General features: G+C 61.0%; 13 protein-coding genes, 3 tRNA genes and 1 pseudogene. 5 read left to right on the top strand and 12 right to left on the bottom strand.

Annotated elements, in window-relative coordinates:
* Positions 1-41 precede the first annotated feature (41 nt).
* The 3 genes from ACMV8A_RS10830 to ACMV8A_RS10820 form a co-directional block, all read right to left on the bottom strand.
* Positions 42-117 (bottom strand) — tRNA-His (locus ACMV8A_RS10830).
* Positions 118-151: 34 nt separating this feature from the next.
* Positions 152-228: transfer RNA gene (locus tag ACMV8A_RS10825), tRNA-Arg, on the bottom strand.
* Between the two features lie 50 nt (positions 229-278).
* Positions 279-355, bottom strand: a tRNA-Pro gene (locus tag ACMV8A_RS10820).
* A gap of 217 nt (positions 356-572) precedes the next feature.
* Here ACMV8A_RS10820 and folD point away from each other — a divergent pair.
* The 5 genes from folD (at position 573) to ACMV8A_RS10795 (ending at position 6146) form a co-directional block, all read left to right on the top strand.
* Positions 573-1427: a bifunctional methylenetetrahydrofolate dehydrogenase/methenyltetrahydrofolate cyclohydrolase FolD gene (gene folD / locus ACMV8A_RS10815; RefSeq protein WP_495325798.1), complete on the top strand. Its 855-nt coding sequence runs from the start codon at positions 573-575 to the stop codon at positions 1425-1427.
* Positions 1428-1476: 49 nt separating this feature from the next.
* Positions 1477-2019: a LemA family protein gene (locus ACMV8A_RS10810; protein ID WP_495325796.1), complete on the top strand. Its 543-nt coding sequence runs from the start codon at positions 1477-1479 to the stop codon at positions 2017-2019.
* On the top strand, positions 2019-3908 hold the full coding sequence (locus ACMV8A_RS10805) for a DUF2207 domain-containing protein (protein WP_495325795.1): 1890 nt from the start codon (positions 2019-2021) through the stop codon (positions 3906-3908). The genes ACMV8A_RS10810 and ACMV8A_RS10805 overlap by 1 nt, the downstream gene beginning before the upstream one ends.
* Before the next feature lie 166 nt (positions 3909-4074).
* Complete coding sequence (locus ACMV8A_RS10800) at positions 4075-5502, top strand: high affinity choline transporter 1 (protein ID WP_495325793.1); 1428 nt, start codon at positions 4075-4077, stop codon at positions 5500-5502.
* Positions 5503-5504: 2 nt separating this feature from the next.
* Positions 5505-6146 (top strand): 2OG-Fe(II) oxygenase, encoded by a 642-nt coding sequence (locus ACMV8A_RS10795; protein ID WP_495325792.1) that lies wholly within the window; start codon positions 5505-5507, stop codon positions 6144-6146.
* A gap of 11 nt (positions 6147-6157) precedes the next feature.
* Here the strand turns inward: ACMV8A_RS10795 and ACMV8A_RS10790 are convergent.
* From ACMV8A_RS10790 to ACMV8A_RS10750, 9 genes and pseudogenes are all read right to left on the bottom strand, one after another.
* A pseudogene (locus ACMV8A_RS10790) lies at positions 6158-6805 on the bottom strand (glycine-rich domain-containing protein); the annotation flags it as partial.
* A gap of 17 nt (positions 6806-6822) precedes the next feature.
* Positions 6823-7728 carry a D-hexose-6-phosphate mutarotase gene (locus ACMV8A_RS10785; protein ID WP_495325791.1) on the bottom strand — a complete coding sequence of 302 codons (906 nt, stop codon included), beginning with the start codon at positions 7726-7728 and terminating at the stop codon, positions 6823-6825.
* A gap of 84 nt (positions 7729-7812) precedes the next feature.
* Complete coding sequence (gene nosR / locus ACMV8A_RS10780) at positions 7813-9159, bottom strand: response regulator c-di-GMP phosphodiesterase, NosR family (RefSeq protein ID WP_495325790.1); 1347 nt, start codon at positions 9157-9159, stop codon at positions 7813-7815.
* Positions 9152-10012 (bottom strand): response regulator, encoded by an 861-nt coding sequence (locus tag ACMV8A_RS10775; RefSeq protein ID WP_495325789.1) that lies wholly within the window; start codon positions 10010-10012, stop codon positions 9152-9154. The genes nosR and ACMV8A_RS10775 overlap by 8 nt, the downstream gene beginning before the upstream one ends.
* Complete coding sequence (locus tag ACMV8A_RS10770) at positions 10009-13149, bottom strand: PAS domain S-box protein (RefSeq protein ID WP_495325788.1); 3141 nt, start codon at positions 13147-13149, stop codon at positions 10009-10011. Before ACMV8A_RS10770 ends, ACMV8A_RS10775 begins: the two co-directional genes overlap by 4 nt.
* Positions 13150-13212: 63 nt before the next feature.
* Entirely contained in the window at positions 13213-13926 is a 714-nt protein-coding gene (locus ACMV8A_RS10765) for a glutamine amidotransferase (RefSeq protein ID WP_495325787.1), read from the bottom strand.
* A gap of 36 nt (positions 13927-13962) precedes the next feature.
* Entirely contained in the window at positions 13963-15366 is a 1404-nt protein-coding gene (locus ACMV8A_RS10760; RefSeq protein ID WP_495325786.1) for an MBL fold metallo-hydrolase RNA specificity domain-containing protein, read from the bottom strand.
* A gap of 200 nt (positions 15367-15566) precedes the next feature.
* Positions 15567-16157 (bottom strand): TetR/AcrR family transcriptional regulator, encoded by a 591-nt coding sequence (locus tag ACMV8A_RS10755; protein WP_495325785.1) that lies wholly within the window; start codon positions 16155-16157, stop codon positions 15567-15569.
* 109 nt (positions 16158-16266) lie between these two features.
* Positions 16267-19152 carry an EAL domain-containing protein gene (locus ACMV8A_RS10750; RefSeq protein WP_495325784.1) on the bottom strand — a complete coding sequence of 962 codons (2886 nt, stop codon included), beginning with the start codon at positions 19150-19152 and terminating at the stop codon, positions 16267-16269.
* Positions 19153-19334: the final 182 nt, after the last annotated feature.

Here is a 19334-nt window from a genome sequence, read left to right as displayed (position 1 = left end):
GGAAACGAAAAAGCCCGCTGACGCGGGCTTTTCTGTTTAGATGGGGTGGACGATGGGACTCGAACCCACGACGGCCGGAATCACAATCCGGGACTCTACCAACTGAGCTACGTCCACCATTGAAACTGTGGCCACTGAAGGCCGCCGGGATTGGCGCGCCCGGCAGGACTCGAACCTGCTACCCTCGGCTTAGAAGGCCGATGCTCTATCCGGATGAGCTACGGGCGCCGGATGGCCGAGTCCGCGTATCCTATCGAAAAACGGTCCCTTAATCGAGTTGGTCGGGGTAGAGGGATTTGAACCCCCGACATCCTGCTCCCAAAGCAGGCGCGCTACCGGACTGCGCTATACCCCGAATTCAGGAGCCGGCGGCCGGTGTACTGACCGATACGCACGAAGCGCGCGATAATACGCGCCGCCCGCCGGCGAGTCAACGGCCGGTCCCCTGACGAACCGCCCGTACAGCGCGGGCAGTATAGCGGAAAACCCCAAGTCATTCCCCCACCAACCTTGGCGAAAGCGCACCCGGCGTGCGAACATATGCCGCTTTCCTCCCCAGCCACGGCAAGGTTATGAGCGCGCAGATCATCGACGGCAAGGCCATCGCATCCCGACTCCGCCAACAGGTCAATCAACGCGTCGACGAGCGCGTCGCCCGTGGCCTGCGCGCCCCCGGCCTGGCCGTGATCCTAGTGGGCAACGACCCGGCCTCTGAAGTCTACGTGGCGCACAAGCGCAAGGACTGCCAGGAGGTCGGCTTCGACTCCCGCGCCTACGACCTCCCCGCCGATACCAGCCAGGAAAAACTGCTCGCCCTCATCGACGAGCTGAACGACGACGCCAGCGTCGACGGCATTCTGGTGCAACTACCGCTGCCGGCGCACATCGACGCCGAAGAGGTCATCGAGCGCATCCACCCGGACAAGGACGTGGACGGTTTCCATCCCTACAATATCGGCCGCCTGGCCCTGCGCATGCCGGTACTGCGCCCGTGCACGCCGCGCGGTGTGATGGTGCTGCTGGAGAGCCTGGGCGTATCCCTCAAGGGCATGCACGCGGTGGTGGTCGGCGCCTCCAACATCGTCGGTCGCCCCATGGGCCTGGAACTGCTGCTGGCCGGCTGCACCGTCAGCACCTGCCACCGCTTCACCCGCGACAGCGCAGCCCTGGCACGCCAGGCGGACATCGTGGTGGTGGCGGTGGGCAAGCCCGGCCTGGTCAAGGCCGACTGGATCAAACCCGGCGCCATCGTCATCGACGTCGGCATCAACCGCACCGCCGACGGCAAGCTGGTGGGCGATGTGGATTACGCGGGCGTCAGCCAGGTAGCCGGCTGGATCACCCCGGTGCCGGGCGGCGTCGGTCCCATGACCCGCGCCCTGCTGCTGCAGAACACCCTCGACGCCGCCGACAAGCTGCACCAATAAGGCAGCTTGGGCATTATCGGCGGCATCACAACACCAAAAGCCCGCCGATATGGAACTCGCTGGTCTCCTGCTCGCCGCCCTGTTCGTCTGGGGCGTGTTCATCTACAACGCCCTGGTGCGCGACCGCAACCGCGTGCTCGCCGCCTGGTCCGACATCGCCGTCCAGCTCAAGCGCCGTCACGACCTGCTGCCCAAGCTGGTCGAGGCGGTCAAGCAATATGCCGCCTATGAGCAGGCCACCCTCAATGCCGTCACCGAGCTGCGCAGCCGCAGCGAACAAACGGCGGCCATCGCCGAGAAGGGACGGCTGGAAACAGCGCTCACTGCGGGAATGCACAAGCTGCTGCTGCTGGCGGAGGCCTATCCCGAACTGAAGGCCAACCAGAGTTTCCTCGCCCTGCAGCGTGACATCACCGCAGTGGAGGAGCACCTGCAATACGCCCGCCGCTACTACAACGGCGCGGTGCGCAATCTCAACACCCGTATCGACTCCTTCCCCGATTTGCTATTGGCGCGCCTGTTCGGCTTCACCCATCACGACTATTTCGCGCTCGACGCGGAGGCGGAGCGCCACACCCCGGAGCTGCGCTGATGCGTCACTGGGTCTTGCTGTTGCTGCTCGTTGCCGCCGGTGCTCACGCCGACGAGCGCATCCTCGACTACCACAGCGATATCGCCGTTTACAGCGACGGCAGCATGCGCGTGACCGAGACCCTCCGCGTGCGTGCCGAGGGCAATCAAATCAAACGCGGCATCTACCGCGACTTCCCCACTGATTACCGCGACAGCCGGGGCAACCGCTATCGCGTCGCCTTCGACGTCGTCGAGGTGCTGCGCGACGGCCGCCGCGAGGACTACCATACGGAGCGCCACGGCAACGGCGTGCGCGTCTATGTCGGTCACGCCGATCGCCTGCTGCGCCCCGGCGAATACACCTACAGCCTGAGCTATCGCACCGACCGCCAGCTCGGCTTCTTCGCCGAACACGACGAACTGTACTGGAACGTCACCGGTAACGGCTGGGCCTTCCCCATCGACCATGCCACGGCCACAGTGCATCTGCCGCCCAGCCTGGGCAGCGCGGCGCTCGATGCCGAGGCCTACACCGGACCGGCCGGCAGTACAGGGCGCGACTACCGCGTCGCGCAAACCACCGAGGCCCAGGCCTGGTTCGAAACCACCCGGACGCTCGCCCCGCAGGAAGGGCTGACCATCGTGGTGGGCTGGCCCAAGGGCCATGTGCAGGAACCAACGCAACAGGAGCAGATCGGCTATCTGCTCAACGACAACCGTGAACTGCTGGTGGCCGGCGGCGGCTTGCTGTTGCTCACCCTGTACTACCTGTTGGTATGGCACAACATCGGCCGCGACCCGACCGCCGGCGTGATCATTCCGCAATACGAACCGCCGGCGCAGTTCTCCCCCGCCTCACTGCGCTTCATCCGCCGCATGGGCTACGATCACAAGGCCTTCGCCGCCGCTTTGGTCGGCCTCGCCGTAAAAGGATTGCTGCGCATCGATTATGCGAACGGCCATTACAGCGCCCACCGCGAAAGCGCCCCAGCCACAAATCTGGCACCGGGGGAGCAGGCGATCCTCAAGCACATGTTCGCCTCCTCCGACAGCCTCACCTTCAAACAGGACAACCATCAACGCATCAAGAGCGTCATCGATGCGCACAAGGAGGCGCTGAAGCGCAACTACGAGCGCATGTATTTCGTCACCAACAGCGCCTGGCTGATCCCCGGCATCCTGCTGTCCGTCGCCACACTGGTGCTGGCGGCCATGCAGCTGCCGGCGGGTGAAGAGGCCTTTGCCGGCGTGTTCATGCTGGTGTGGCTGAGCGGTTGGAGCATCGGCGTGGTGGCGTTGCTGCTGGGCGTCTGGCGCGCCTGGCGCAATGCATTTGCCGGCGGCAGCTTTCTCGCCGCCCTGGGCCTTACCGCCTTCTCCTTCCCCTTTGTCGCCGGCGAACTGTTCGGTATCTGGGCGCTGCTCCACTTCACCTCCCTGAACATGGTGGCCGTACTGCTGGGCATCATTGCCCTCAATCTCATCTTCTACCACCTGCTCAAGGCGCCCACCCTGGCTGGCCGCAAACTGCTGGACAGAGTCGAGGGTCTGCGTCTGTACCTTGATGTGGCGGAGAAGGACGAACTGCAGCTCAAACACCCGCCGGAGAAGACGCCGCAGCTGTTCGAGCGCCTGTTGCCCTATGCCATGGCGCTGGATGTGGAGCAGCGCTGGGCCGAGCGCTTTGCCGCCGTGTTCGCCCGCCTCAGCGCCGAGCGGCAGGACTACAGCCCGCGCTGGTACCGCGGCAACCAGTTCAGCAACCTGGGCAGCTTTGCCGGCAGCCTCGGCAGCGCCATGAGCAGCGCCATTTCATCCTCTTCCACCGCCCCCGGTTCCAGCTCCGGTGGTGGCGGCGGCGGCTCATCCGGCGGCGGCGGCGGCGGGGGTGGCGGCGGCGGCTGGTAACGCCCTGAAATGGTGCGTGTTGCGCCGTTTTTTCCTGTTGCCTGACAGTGCCCGCGCGCGCTATTTTTCGCACTTTCGGACCCAGCCATATTGGCTGCCGGCGTCCCGCTACTCGCCCAATACCGTCCATCCATGGACATAACAACAACCTGGACACGAGGTGCCCATGCTGCTCTGGTTCGTGATTGCCTATCTGGTGATTTCCATCGGTATCGGCCTGCTGGCCGCGATGAAGGTGCACAACTCGCGCGACTACTTCGTCGCCGGCCGTCATCTGCCCATCTTCATCGTATTCGCCATGGTGTTCGCCACCTGGTTCGGCGCCGAAACCGTACTCGGCATCTCGGCCACCTTCCTCACTGACGGCCTCGGCGGTCTGGTTTCCGACCCATTCGGCGCCGCCCTGTGCCTGATCCTGTTCGGTCTGTTTTTCGCCCGTCCGCTGTACCGCATGGGTCTGCTCACCATTGGCGACTTCTACCGCCGCCGCTACAACCGGCCGGTGGAAATGGTCACCTCCATCTGCATCGCGCTGTCTTACCTGGGCTGGGTGGCGGCACAGATCACCGCCCTCGGCGTGGTATTCAACGTGCTCACCGAAGGCTATGTGTCGCGCGAGGCCGGCATGATCATCGGCGCCTCGGTGGTGCTGGCCTACACCCTGTTCGGCGGCATGTGGTCGGTGGCCATCACCACCGCAGTGCAGATGGTGATCATCGTAGTGGGCCTGCTCGTCATCACCTGGATGGTGGCCGATCAGGCCGGCGGCGTGGTCACCGTGGTGGAGCACGCCGCCGCCAACGACAAATTTGATTTCTGGCCCAGCTTCAGCGCACCGGAACTGCTCGCCTTCGTCGCCGCCTGGATCACCATGGGCTTCGGCTCCATTCCGCAGCAGGACGTGTTCCAGCGCGTCAACTCGGCACGCACCGAAAACGCCGCCGCCAACGGCACCATCTTCGGCGGCGTGGCCTACCTGCTGTTCGCCGCCGTACCGCTGTTCCTGGCCTACTCCGCCACCCTCATCGACCCGCAGATGGTGGAGAGCCTGATCGAGGAAGACCCGGAACAAATCCTGCCCAGCCTGATCTACCAACACCTGCCGCTGTACGCCCAGGTAATCTTCTACGGCGCCCTGCTGTCGGTGATCATGAGTACCGCCTCCGGTACCCTGCTGGCGCCCTCGGCCACCATCGCCGAGAACGTGATGAAGAACCTGCTGCCGTCCATGGACGACCGCCACTTCCTCCGCATGACGCGCATCGTGGTGGTGTGCTTCGCCGTGCTGGTCACCGTCTACGCCCTCAGCACGGCCGCCACCATTCACCACATGGTGGAGAACGCCTACAAGGTCACCCTGGTGTCGGCCTTCATCCCGCTGGTGGCAGGTATCTACTGGAAGCGCGCCACCACCCAGGGCGCCCTCTACGCCATCGTGCTCGGCATCGGTTCCTGGCTGCTGATGGAGATCTTCCTGCCCGAAGGCGACAGCATGTGGCCGCCACAGCTGGTGGGGCTGCTGTTCTCCCTTGCCGGCATGCTGCTCGGTTCACTGCTGCCGCAGCGTTACGGCCGCGAAACGGCCGCCGCCTGATCATGTCCGGCGACGCCCTGCCAGCCGATACGGCGTATGACGCGCACTACGCGTGCCTGCTCGACGATGTGGTGCGCCAGGGCTGGGCGGTGCAGCAGGATTTCCTCAGCCCGGAAGACACTGCGCTACTGCGCGCCGAGTGCGAACACCACTGGCGCGGCGGTGAATTCCATCCTGCCGGCGTCGGCCGCGGCGCAGAGCTCAAGGTCCGTCCCGAGGTGCGCAGCGACCATGTGCGGTGGCTCGATCCCACCCTACCCGACACGCCGCAACAGCAACGCTATTTCGCCGTGATGGAAGGCCTGCGCCAGGCCATCAACCGCACGCTGTACCTGGGCCTGTTCGAGTTCGAGGCCTTCTTCGCCGTCTACCCGCCGGGCAAGTTCTACCAGAAGCACCTGGACCGCTTCCGCGGCAGTGAGGAGCGCAGCTTCACCGCCGTGTTCTACCTGAACGAGGACTGGAAGGAAGAGGAAGGCGGCCAACTGCGCCTGTATCTGGACGAGGCCGGCAACGGCCCGTTTGTCGATGTGCTGCCCCGCGCCGGCACCCTTGCCGTCTTCATCACCGAGGGCCGCTGGCACGAAGTGTTGCCGGCGACGCGGGAACGCATGAGCCTGACCGGATTTTTCCGCACGCGCTGACAGCGCTGAGTGCCGCCGCGTCGGTCCCCACCACACCCTCCGCCACCGCTGTCACCGCCGCATCCACTGGCATCACTGCCGCCCCCGCCGCCGCAACCGACGTGCGAGGTGCAATAGCTGCCGGCATTCTGCGTCCCCGCATTCATCGCGCAGATAAGCGTGTAACGAAAGCTGTTGGGTATGTTGAGGTCGCTGTCGATGGAAAATAGCAGCGGCAACCGTGCCGGGGTCTGCGGATCGATGCGATCACGGTCGCAGGCCAGACGTCAGGCACGCCTGATCCCCGCCTGCGCCAGGGTGGGCGAGCTCATCGCCTCCGCCGGGGTGTGATGCAGAAAACGGCCAAAGGCCTGGCGACAGAACTGTTCATAGGCGCGGGTAAACAGGATGAAGGTATGCCAGGCATCGTCCACCACCTGCGACGGCATCGCCACCATGCGCCGCCCGGCCGCGTTGCACAGATGGAGGTAGTCTCGCAGTGCCTCCAGCACCCGTTCTTCCTGTGCCGCCGAAAATCCGGGCCGCACCTCGCGAAACTTGTTCAGCACCGCCGGATGGAAGGCATAGCCGTCGATGAAGGCGCTGCGGCGCCGACGCGCCGCAGACCGTCCGATTTTCCATACTGCCAGAGCCGCCGTGGTAACAGCCAACAGGTACAACACCTCCAAGGCGGCCGCTAGATGCCGGCGCAGGAATATTCGGCCACCAGTGAATGCTGCGCCCCCGGCGCCAGCGTCACCACATCCTCCGCCGCGTTGGCCGTCTCCACGCACAGCATGCGCAGATAGCCATCGGTACCGAAATCACCCATCTTCTCCGCCTTCTCCACGCCCGGATTCCACACGATGGTGGAGGCGCTGTTGCGGCTGCGGATGATGATGCGACGATTCAGTACCGGATCGCGGATCTCGCAGCAGTTGCCGGTGCCGAGATAGATGCGATCCACCTCACCGGCGATGGTCACCGGGCCACCCTGCTGCTTGCGCGCACCGCCATCCACCTTGTCGATGTAGGCACAGCCCTCCAGGCCGTGCACCGTGGCGCGGCGTACGTCGCCCACATGAAAATAGGTATGCAGCGCATCACCCAGCACGTAGGGCGTAGTGCCCAAATTGGTGGTCAGCAGTTCCACCTGCAGGGTGGCACCGAGAGTGACGATGTTGCGCACGCGCAGCGGGTGCGGCTCCTGGGCGCGGGTGGCCGGCGTGTCCACCAATTCGAAGGCGAGCTGAACGCGGCCTTCAGCCAGCGGGGTCACCTGCACGACGCGCCAGTCAACGGTACGGGCATACCCATGGCCCGGCAGCTTGGGGTTGCTGGCATGGGGGCCAAACCAGGGCCAGCACACCGGAACACCGCCGCGAATGGATTTCCCTGCGGCATACTTGGCCTGTTCACTCACCCACACCACGGCCGACTGCCCAGCCGGCTGCCAGGTAGTGACATGCGCGCCCTGCAGGGCGATGTCCGCCTGCCCCTGCGCGGTACGCACTTCAATCATCACAAACCCGTTGGCGCGTTCAACGAACCGCACCTTGCCATCAATGCCAAACTGCTTGTTCAAAGCTTCCACACTCGACATGTTTTCCTTCTCCTCCCGGGCCCGTCGCCCAACCGACGCAGGCTAATGGAGCTGCCTGCGGAACACAAGCACCCTTATAGTAGTTCAATCGGCGGGGCCCACTCTCACATCCGCCCCATCTACGATATGCACCATCAGCATACTTTTGTCTTCTTCCACAAATGCGTTGAGCTTGCGCACCAAAACGTCGTTCAGACGATACCCTTTGGTCAGCAACAGCACCCCATCGGCACTGACCAGATCCCGTGACAGCACCATATCTGGGACCAGCTGGCGTGGCTCCAGGCGCAATTCACGCACCAGGCCTTCGCCCTTTTCCTTGGCGTCGAGCACGGCAACAAAGGCATTGACCACATCACTGTCGTAGCGTGTTCCGCTCCGCTTCTGAATGAAGGCACGGGCATCAGGGGAAGACAAATCCTCCCCAAGCAAGATGCCGCTACGCAGGCCGTCATAGTCATTGACCACGGCAAGTATGCGGGCGCCCATCGGGATCCGTTCACCGAACAGACGATCAGGAAAGCCTTTGCCGTCGTAATGCTCGTGGTGGTGGCGGATGAAGTTGGCTGTCTTATGCAGAGGCTCCAATCCCATCAGAATGGCCTGACCGGTAATGGGATGCTTTTCCACCACCTTCCGCTGCGCGGTACTCAAGCCAGCATAAGGTGTGTGCAACAGTTCGTCTGACCACGCCAGTTTGCCGATATCATGTAACAGCCCGGCAAAATAGACATGACGCACATCGTCCTCGCCCAGCCCCATATGGTTGGCGACACCACGCGCCAACTCGGCCACACGCATGCCGTGTCCGGCGCCAGGCCCCTCGCGCAGCTGAATCATGCTGGCAAAAACGGGAATGGCTGCATAATAACTTTCCTGCAACTGCTGATAAGCCAGCTCAAGAAACAGGTTGGTCTGACGCAACTCCTCGGTGCGCGCCTGAACCTTTATTTCAAGGCTGGCGTTCAGGTCCCTGAGTTCCTCGTTTTGCCGGCGCGTCAACTCAAGCAGGCCGTCACGCTCCTCACGCAATCGCTTCTGCTCGATGGCATGCTGCACGGCCAGACGAATTTCGTTGTCTTCCCAGGGTTTGCTGAAATAGCCATAGATGTGGCCCCGATTGATCGCATCGACAGTGGATGCCAGATCGGCATGGCCGGTAAGCAGGATGCGGATCACTTGCGGCCAGCGCTGGGCGACCTGGGAAAGAAACTCTGCGCCATTCATCTGCGGCATGCGCATATCGGAGATCACCAGGTCTATGGATTCGTCCTCCAGAATGGCCAGGCCTGCCGCGCCGCTCTCGGCGGTATGTATGGTATAACCCTGCTGCCGAAACAGCCGGCGCAGGGAGGACAGGATATTTACCTCATCGTCCACCAATAGCAGCGTACCTGCTGCGGATGGATCCGCTCCCGTTGCCTCAATCATTTGCATCCCCTGGCGACCTCAATGGCTGCCCGTTCTGTTCTGGGAGCAGTACCAGGACGACACCTCGACACCCAGGTTGAGTCCCAATACATTTGGCATGTACCGTGAGCGGTAGACTCGTATCAGAGACACGTACGTGATGCCTCTCGACCGCCCTATCCTGACCAACCACCGCCAAAATTTCACGCAGCGTCACGGGCAATGCCTGCACAGCCAATTTTCCCAGTACCTCACCAGACACTGCGTCAACCAGCCGACTACCCATGGCATTGGCAATGGCAATGCGCCCCTCTCCGTCAACCCCAAAAACCCCGACGGGCAGATGCTCCAGCACCTCACGCGACAATTCCAGTAGATGTTGATGTTGATCAAGCTCCCGCCCCTGGTACGCAACACGTCGTTCCAGCCCCTGGTTGGACTCGGCCAAATTCGCGTTCAGCGCCTGCAACTCCGTAGCCAGACGATCACGTTCCGCGCGCAGCTCATATTGCTCGAAGGCCTGACGGATATTTTCCCGCAACAGCTCATCATCCCATGGCTTGGTAAGAAATCGATAGATCGCGCCTCGATTAATCGCATCCGTCACGGACTGAAGATCGGTATAGCCTGACAACATGATACGTACCGAATCGGGTCTTATATCCTTCGCGCGTTCCAGAAACTCACTTCCGGTCATACCTGGCATACGTTGATCCGAGACAATCACGCCGACTGGGTGCCGGGCGAGAAGCTCCAGCGCCTCCGGTCCGTTCGCGGCCGTCAGCAGGGCATATCCGTCCCGCCGCAACAACCGTCCCAACGAGCGCAGGATATTCTCTTCATCATCCACAATCAGCAGGACCCGTTGCGTCATACTTGCTCTCCCTGAGCTGCTCTCGCTCCTACCGGCTGACGCACAGGAAGCCAGACACGAAAACGGCTACCCTTGCCCAACTGGCTTTCTACATCGATACGTCCACCGTGCTTTTGCACAATGCCGTAGGAAATTGACAACCCCAACCCTGTTCCCTTGCCTACCGGCTTGGTGGTAAAGAAGGGTTCGAATATTCTATTCAAGTGCTCGGCGGAAATTCCTTTACCATCATCCTCAACTTCCGCCCACACCCAATCCTTCTCTACCCCGGTGCGCACGTGAATAACACCATGCTCATCGATCGCATGTGCAGCATTGACCAACAGGTTCATAAACACCTGATTAAGCTGCGATGGCATGCACTCCAACAACGGAAGATCGCCGTATTGTCTGACGACCTCCGCTTTATACTTAATCTCGTTGTGAACTATATTAAGAGTGCTTTCCAGACCCTTATGCAAATCGACCAGCTGCCACTCGGCATCCTCCTGTCGGGAAAAATCCTTCAGGTCCTGCACAATCTTTTTCACCCGCGCCACGCCCTCGCCGGACTCATCGAGCAATGCCCGGATATCGCTACGCACGTATGCCAAGTCGACCTCAGTCTTCAAGACTTGCAGCTGATCTCTCACTTGCCCGGCGGGAAGCTCTCCCTCCGCCTGCTCATAGGCGTCCAGCAGGCGAAACATATCGTCGATATATCGCGCCAAAGTCGCAATATTCGAGCTGATATATCCGACCGGGTTATTAATCTCATGAGCCACCCCAGCAGCCAATTGGCCGATGGAGGCCAATTTTTCCGATTGTTGCAGCTGCTCGTCCATGCGCCGGCGTTCCGTCACGTCCTTCGACGTCGCAACATAATGAGTAATGACCCCATCTGTGTCACGCAATGGCGTAATGGTCTTCTCTTCATGTAGCAACTCACCACTCTTGCGGCGATTGGTCATCAGCGCCTGAAATGGGCGACCGGATGCGATGGTACCCCACATGCGCCGGTAGAACTCTTCATCCTGATATTCGGAATACAGCAGTCGCGAATCCGTCCCGATCACTTCCTCGCGACCATACCCAGTCACCCGCTCAAATGCCGTGTTGACATATTCGATCACGCCATTCGGGTCGGTGATCATCACAGCATCGTCCGTCTGCTCGACAACGCGAAGAAGCTTGTGCATCTCGGCCTCACTGCGGCGTTGCTCTGTAACGTCGGCACCGACACTGGCACTGCCTGTCGCCCGACCATCGGGACCGTAAATCAGGATGGTATTCCATACGATGCGGCGCCTATCACCGTTCGCAGCAATGATCTCATGCTCGTGATGTGACGCCGGAATCCCACCGGCCATGGCGCGCAGATGGGCGGCGCGTAGAGCGGAGCGTATATCTTCCGGAATGAACATATCAAACCAGCTGCGCCCCAACACCTCATCGCGTGTCCGCCCTGTGCTGCGCAGGAGAAAGTCATTGATAAACATTATGTTGCCAGCGTCATCGAGCATGACGGACATTAGCTGCATATTCTCCAGCAGGTCGCGGAAACGGCGTTCAGATTCGTGCTGCGCCTGTTCAGCCTCTCGCCGCTCGGTGATATCGCGATCTATGCCACGATAACCCTTGAACTCACCATGCTCACCCAAAACTGGTACGCCGTTGGTCTCCAGTACAACAAGGCGACCGGTCTTGTGACGATTTATATTCTCCATCCCACGAATCGGAGCGCGCTGCGCCACCATCCCAGCAAACACCGACTCTAGCCGAGCCGCCTCGTCCTCAGGCATGAAGTCGAACGGCGATCGTCCCAACACCTCTTCCGGCTCATAGCCGAGGATATTCTTTACCTGGGGACTGACATAGGAATATCGGCCCGCACTATCCAACTCCCACAGCCAGTCATTGGTGCTTTCCACCAAATTACGAAAGCGTTGGGCACTGCCGCGCAGCAGCGCTTCTATGCGATCGCGCTCCCGCAACTGCTCAAGTAGATTTGTGCGCATCGTGTCGAGCGCAGTGCCAAGCTCACCAAGTTCGTCACCGCGGCGCAATTGCAGCGATTGAGCATAATCACCACGCCCTATCGCTGCTGCCGCCACCTCGAGCTGCCGTAGAGGCAGGATGATGCGGGAACGGATAATCAGTGCCGCCACCAGAGAAAGGGTCAACATCACGGCGGCGGCCAGCACAAACACGGCCACCGCATCCCGCTCTTGACGAACCCGTAGCGTCGCCCGCTGGCTCACGATAGCATTTACCGCTGTACCGAGGTCGATGATAGAGTTGATGCCTCGGGTTGCCTCCCGATACCAGGTTTCAACGTCCACCGGATAGCGTGCATCGCGCTCTGCCGCGGCAGTGACGCGGTCGCGCAACAACAGGTAGCGCTGACGAAACTCTGCATTCATTGCGTCATGAGCAGCAACAACATCGGGTATGTCGGCATAGGTATTCAGTGTCAGCTCCAATTGCCCCAGGGCTACCTGGGTGGTGTGACGCATGCCCACCAGGGCATCTCGCTCACTGGTGCTCAGTGTCCTGGCCTGAGCAATGGCCACTCCCAGCATGGCCCGCTCACGACCGGCATACTCACTAGCGATGTAGAGTGCCTCCTTGAAGGGGAGGTGATCGCGCCAGGTCAGATTGTCACGGCTGGCACGGGTCAGAGACATGCTGCGTACCCTGGCGACAGCTTCGATATATGCATTGATGGCGGCCAAGAAATCGGCCTCACCACCGTGCTCACCACGCTGCAGCATGACATCAGCAATACCCCGGGCCCGCAGCACACTCTGCCGCTCACGCCGGAGAACTTCCAGCGCATGATGCTGCTGCGGGGCCGGGTCATGCTCCAGCGAAGCCTCTATAACCGCGAGCAGTTCGATTACCTGCGCCTCATTCTCCCGTCGCAGCCGCAGCATTTCCACGCGCATGGCGTCGCTCATCTTGGCTGGTTGCGCCAGCATCGCCGTGGTGACACCACGCTCCATGGCGGAATTGGTGTTGAGCCGCAGGGTAAGTTCAGCAACATCATTGACCAGCAACAGATGGCGTGCTTCATTCAACTCACGCCACGCCAACCTGCCGCCCCACCCCATCGCCAGCAGGGATAGGAGCGTGATTAACCCCAGCAGGGTAAACAACAGATGGCGCATCCGGAATAGGTACACAACTATCTCCAGAGCTCTGGGTGGCGCAGACCGCCGCTACCGCGCTAACCGCTCCAACCATTCCGCCAGCATGGCCGTCCCCTGCTGCTGCAATGCGTCGGCATAACGGGATGTGTCGGCACGCAGTTGGGGCACCGTAATACCCGTGCTGGCGCCAATCTCGCAGGCGTGGCCAATGAACCATCTTTCCATGCCGGCAGCGGTAACCTCCGGATGGAATTGCAGGGCCAGGGCGTAGTTACCAAGGGCAAAGGCCTGATTGGGATAACGTGCCGTGCCGGCCAGCCGTTCGGCACCGGCAGGAATATCGAAGGTGTCCCCGTGCCAATGCAGGACCGGGGTCAGTTCCGGGGCCAGATGGCGTAGCGGGGAAACCTGTCCGGCGGCCGTCAGTTGCAACGGCGCCCAACCAATCTCCTTGCCCTGGGCACCGGGATATACCCGCGCACCCAGCGCCCGCGCCATCAGCTGGGCACCGAGACAGATCCCCACAACCGGCCGTTGCGCCGCCAGGCGCCGCTCAATGAGGCGTAGTTCATCATGCAGAAAAGGATAGGTATCGTCCCCATAGGCGCCGATGGGGCCGCCAAGGATCAGCAGTAATTCCGGCGCCTCGGCCTCGGTAGGGGCCAGGTCATCGTAGCCGGCCTCCAGATAGCGCAGCGTATAACCGTGCTGCGCCAATACGGCAGCAAAGCTGCCTGCATCCTCGAACCCCACATGGCGCACGGCAATCGCCTGTTTATTCATTCTTGTTCTCCCACTGTCGCCACCGGCCAACCGGTGCTAGACCGTTACATGCTCCCCCCGCGCAGGTACACGCACCTGCCAGCCCAGCGTTTGTCCGATGGTATCGGCAAAGCTAGCCGCCGCTGCCGCCTCGCCATGCACCACGAAGGTCTGGTGCGGCGGGTTGCGGAAGGCGCGCAACCAGCGCAACAGGGCCGCCTGATCGGCGTGGGCGGAAAAACCACCCAAAGTATAGATATCCGCACGGACCGGCACGTCCTGCCCGAAGATACGCACCGACTCTGCCTTATCCACCAGACGCCGTCCCAGTGTACCCTCGGCCTGGAACCCAGTAATCAGAATGCTATTCTCTCGCCGCGCCAAATTATGGCGCAGGTGATGCTTGATGCGGCCGCCGTCGCACATCCCGCTGGCGGAGATGATCACGATGCCGCCATGAATATTGTTGAGCGCCATCGACTCCTCCACCGAACCGGTGAACTTCAGCACCGGCAACCCCCGGCCGGCAGCGCGCCATGCGGCCAAGTCACGGGCCTCCGCATCGAACAGCTGCATATGCTGCATGGTGATGCGCGTGACCTCGGTGGCCATGGGCGAGTCGACGAAGATATTCAGATTCTTGAAACGCCCCTGCCGGGTCAGATCGTGAAACTGATAGAGCAATTCCTGGGTTCTCCCGACCGCAAAAGCCGGAATGATGACATTCCCCTGTTTGCGCAGCAGCGTGTCGTTCACCGCATTGACAAACTCATCCAGGGTGCTTGCCATGTCCTTATGCAGGCGATCGCCATAGGTCGACTCTACCAGCAGTATATCGGCCTGCTCGATGAGCGTGGGATCACACAGTATCGGCCGATGCGGCTGCCCCAGATCGCCGGAAAAAACCAGCTTGGTGCGACGGTAGCCCTCCTTCACCCATACCTCAATGATGGCGGAGCCGAGGATATGACCGGCATCACGGAAACGGCAGCGCACCGAACCATGCGGTTCGACATCGCGGTCATAGGCCTGCGGGTCGATCTGCTTGAGGCTGTACTGAGCATCGCGCACGGTATACAGCGGCGCGGCCGATTGGTAGCGTGGCTTGCCGCCGCGCTTGATGTACCGTTGCGCCCGCTCTGCCTCCATCTCCTGGATATGGCCGCTGTCCGGCAGCATCACGGCGAGCAAATCGGCCGTGGCGCTGGTGGTATAGATGGGTCCCTTGAAGCCGGCTAAAACCAGCTTGGGCAGCAGGCCGCTGTGATCGATATGGGCATGGGTGAGGAGGACGAAGTCGATACGACGCGGGTCGAAGGGGAAGGGGCGGCGATTGTGCGCCTCGGTCTCCGGCGCCCCCTGAAACATGCCGCAGTCCACCAGGAATTTGACATGCTCGGTTTCCACCAGATAACAGGAACCTGTCACCTCGCCAGCTGCACCGTGAAAACTGATCTTCATACTTACTCCCGTACGTTAGCCACCGGCATGGCCTGCGCCTAGGGAAGCTCTGAATAAGTTCAGAGCTTCCGCGGCACAGGGATGTGCCGCCATTTTCCGACGACGATAAGTCGTTGGAACATGAAGCGAATCGAAAATCACACTTTTCGATTCGCGTGGGCTGAGAAATCCAGGATGGACTTATTCAGACCTTCCCTAGTTCAGCGCCGTTCCAGCGCCGGCTTGATGAATCCCCACAGGCTCTCAGCCTCATCCTCCAGCGGATAGGAGAAGTCCTGAATCGACCAACGCATGATGGTGCCCTGTAACAGCGCGCCAATATAACGTGCGCCCTGCTCCGCATCGAGGTCGGCGCGGAAACAGCCACAGTCCCGGCCCTCCTCCAGCAGACGGGCAATACGTGCCAACAAGTGTTGAGAGATGTCCCGCACGGCCGCCTTGAGCGCCGGCGACTCTACGTGCAGACGATCGGAAAATACCACACGCGGTATCCCGCGCCGTTTGCCAACGAAGGCCAGCTGACGTTGCAACAGGCAGCGCAACCGCTCATCCGGTGGTGCGTGCTGTTGCTCCAATTGTTGCAGGATTTGGAGCAGGTGATCCGCCACCCAGCTGACTACCGCACCGAAGATGGCATCACGGCTCCTGAAATGACGGAAAATGGTGGGCTGGGCGATCCCTACCCGTTCGGCAATAGCCTGGGTGGTGAGATTCTTGAGCCCCTGTTCAGCCGCCAGCTCCAGGGTAGCCTCGACGATCTCCTGCTTGCGGATGTCGTGTGATTTTCCCATGGCACTACAATGCGATTCATCGATTGCATTGCAGGCTACGCCGGGCGGGAAAAAGTTTCAAGGCATGTTCGGTATGACGCAGGCCAGCAAGACCTTGGGGCTCCCGTGGTCACTTTGCGCCATTGGCCAGATAGGTCAGAAACTCTTCTGTCGGTAACGGCCGGCTGTAATAGTATCCCTGCACCAGATCCACGCCGCGTGCCGCCAGATATTCCAGCTGCTCGGCCGTTTCCACGCCTTCGGCAATGACCTTGAGATTAAGGACATGGGCCATCTGGATGATGGCCTCACACAGGGCCGCATCATCCGGGTCATCGATGATGCCGTTGACGAAGCTACGGTCGATCTTCAGCACGCCGAAGGGAAAACGCTTGAGATAACTGAGAGAGGAATAACCGGTACCGAAATCATCAAGGGCAATGCGCACTCCTAACCGTTGCAGCCGTTCCAGAATACGCGACGTGCCATCCATATCCTCCAGCAGCAGACTTTCCGTCACCTCCAGCTCCAACCGCCCCGCCGCAAGCCCCGTCGCCTCCAGCACCGCGGCAACGGTTTCCACCAGCATACCATCGCGAAATTGACGCGAGGAAACGTTGACGCTCACCCGCAGCGGCTGCGGCCAGGCAACGGCCTCGCGGCAAGCTGACTCCAGCACCCAACGCCCGATGGGCACGATCAGGCCCGTCTCCTCGGCGAGTGGGATAAACCGCTCCGGGCTGACCATGCCGTATGCGGGGCTCTGCCAGCGCAGCAGAGCCTCGGCGCCGACGACCCGACCACTGGCACTGATCACCTGCGGCTGATAATGCAGCGACAATTCACCCCGTTCCAGCGCATGGCGCAGCTGCGATTCCAGCTCCAGACGTTTGACAGCCCGCTCGTTCATCTCAGGCATAAAGAATTGCGTCATATTACGCCCCAGCTCCTTGGCACGGTGCATGGCCGCATCAGCATTACGCAGCAGGATATGTACGTCCTCGCTATCCTCGGGAGCGACCGTCACGCCGATGCTGGGGGTGATATATATATTCTTGTCCTCCACGTTGAATGGGCGTTCGAAGATGCTGCGCACTTTATCCAACACGCGTTCCACGTCGTCCACCGTAGCCAGATCGGCAAGCACAATCAGGAACTCGTCGCCACCCAGACGTGCCACGGTATCTCCTTCGCGCATGGCCGCCACCAGGCGACGCGCCAATTGCAGCAGCAGCGCATCGCCGCTGCCATGACCGAGGCTGTCATTGATATTCTTGAAATTGTCCACATCCAGCGATACCACACCGACGCTGCGCCCCTCACGGCGCGCGCGCACCACCGCCTGAGCGACGCGGTCGGCCGCCAACACGCGGTTGGGTAGCTCGGTCAGAGCATCGTAACTTTCCTGGTGCAGTAGACGTTGCTCGTATTCCTTACGTACCGTTATGTCCTCCTTAACAGCTAGAAAGTGATCAATCTCACCCCGCGCATTTCGTATCGGCGAGATAGAGGCATATTCCCAGAACAATTCACCATTCTTGCGCCGGTTGAGAAACTCTCCACGCCAGATATCACCGTGCTTGATCGTCTTCCAGAGCTGCCGGTAGTCGGCCTGAGGCGTATGACCACTCTTGAGCAAGCGCGGATTGCTGCCGCGGACCTCGTCGAGGCGATATCCAGTGACCTCCTCAAACTTCGGGTTGACATACTCGATGGCGCCACTGAGATCGGTGATGATCACCGATACCGGACTCTGCTCTACCGCCTGTGACAGCTTCCGCAGTCCCTCTTCCGCCCGCACCCGGTCGGTAATGTCACGCGATGTTTCGATGATACCGGTGAAGCTCCCCTGTCTGTCCAGCAGCGGTGTGGCCTCCAGTTCGAAAAGCCGGCGCGTGCCATCAGCCAACACATGCTCATGCACCATCGTTACAGGCTGCAGGGTGCGCCGCACCTCATCCAGCGGACAGGGATGGCCGTTGCCGCCACAGGGTTGTTCCTGCTTATGCGACACCTGATGGCAACGCATGGGGAGCTGCTGACCTTGGTCCAGATAGCGGCGGGCAGCACGATTCATCATCAATACCTGATAGTCCGACGCGATTACCATGATGGGGTCCAGGGCGCCGTCAATGACGGTTTGCAAAAACACGCGCTCGTGTTCGATCTGCGCATTGCTCACGGCAACCGCATCGGCCATGGCGTTGAATAATGCCGCCACTTCACCCAATTCATCGCCACCGGTAAGCGTTACACGCGCCGCATAGTCCCCGTCACGCAACCGCTGCATGGGCGCCTTGAACTGTGCCAGGCGCCGCACCACCACTTTTTGTAGCAACAGAAACAACAGCATGAAGGCAGCAGCGAAGGCCGCCAGGCGAGTACCCATTTCTCGGGTCTGGCGCGCGAAGACACGCTGCTCCAGTTCATCCGCTGGCAGCTTTATGCTGAGGATGCCGCGCACATCGCCCAACTTATAATCAAAGCCGATATCATATTGCGCGCGAATGGTAGGAGGCGCCTCCACCTCGCGGCCGTGACATTTCAGGCAGTACTGTTCGATGCGCAGTGGCTTGGCATAATGATAGAAGTGCCTTCCGTCCGGCGTATTGAAGGACACCATGCGATAACTTGCTTCGGTGTCAGCACGAAAATAGTTGATCGCCTCCAGCTCAACGGCATCCGCTGCGTTTTGCGGATTACGCGCCTGATCCGATACATTGTTGAACGACAGTCCGGTGCGCACGAAGTGAAGAAACTCCGTGGAGATACGTGGCATCGCATGGGCCGGGAGAAAACCGATGGTCTCGTCGTTGACCGGCAGGCCGGCAGTGATGAATTGATGCTGATAGACGCGCCGCACCGCCTGCAGGGTACCGGCAATGACCTCGGCCTCCGCCAGCAGTTGCGCCACAATAGCTGCACGATTTTCGCGATACTGATGGTACTCCACCGCCAGATACAGGCTGAGGAATACTCCCGCAAATACCGTCAGCAATTTTGTCTGCAAACGCATGGGCGCACCTGCACTGCAACGCCGTGCGCCGCGCCCGCCCGGTCACATTATTTTAGTGGCTCTTCCCCGGATCGAGTGGGTAGCTTAGCCTGTTGAACCATGAGAGACATAGACCTGTACGCCCAGATTCTTGGATTGCGGTCGCCGTGGAAGGTGGCCGATGTGCAATTGTTGCGTGATGC

The organism is Sulfurivermis sp., assembly GCF_059410345.1.
This window is presented reverse-complemented; position numbering and strand designations above follow the sequence as displayed.

Bases quoted from the DNA above. Each gene is read 5' to 3' on its own strand.
- folD (WP_495325798.1), top strand. From the start codon at position 573: ATGAGCGCGCAGATCATCGACGGCAAGGCCATCGCATCCCGACTCCGC.
- ACMV8A_RS10810 (WP_495325796.1), top strand. From the start codon at position 1,477: ATGGAACTCGCTGGTCTCCTGCTCGCCGCCCTGTTCGTCTGGGGCGTG.
- ACMV8A_RS10800 (WP_495325793.1), top strand. From the start codon at position 4,075: ATGCTGCTCTGGTTCGTGATTGCCTATCTGGTGATTTCCATCGGTATC.
- ACMV8A_RS10750 (WP_495325784.1), bottom strand. From the start codon at position 19,152: ATGCGTTTGCAGACAAAATTGCTGACGGTATTTGCGGGAGTATTCCTC.
- ACMV8A_RS10785 (WP_495325791.1), bottom strand. From the start codon at position 7,728: ATGTCGAGTGTGGAAGCTTTGAACAAGCAGTTTGGCATTGATGGCAAG.
- ACMV8A_RS10760 (WP_495325786.1), bottom strand. From the start codon at position 15,366: ATGAAGATCAGTTTTCACGGTGCAGCTGGCGAGGTGACAGGTTCCTGT.
- ACMV8A_RS10755 (WP_495325785.1), bottom strand. From the start codon at position 16,157: ATGGGAAAATCACACGACATCCGCAAGCAGGAGATCGTCGAGGCTACC.
- ACMV8A_RS10795 (WP_495325792.1), top strand. From the start codon at position 5,505: ATGTCCGGCGACGCCCTGCCAGCCGATACGGCGTATGACGCGCACTAC.
- nosR (WP_495325790.1), bottom strand. From the start codon at position 9,159: ATGATTGAGGCAACGGGAGCGGATCCATCCGCAGCAGGTACGCTGCTA.
- ACMV8A_RS10775 (WP_495325789.1), bottom strand. From the start codon at position 10,012: ATGACGCAACGGGTCCTGCTGATTGTGGATGATGAAGAGAATATCCTG.
- ACMV8A_RS10765 (WP_495325787.1), bottom strand. From the start codon at position 13,926: ATGAATAAACAGGCGATTGCCGTGCGCCATGTGGGGTTCGAGGATGCA.
- ACMV8A_RS10805 (WP_495325795.1), top strand. From the start codon at position 2,019: ATGCGTCACTGGGTCTTGCTGTTGCTGCTCGTTGCCGCCGGTGCTCAC.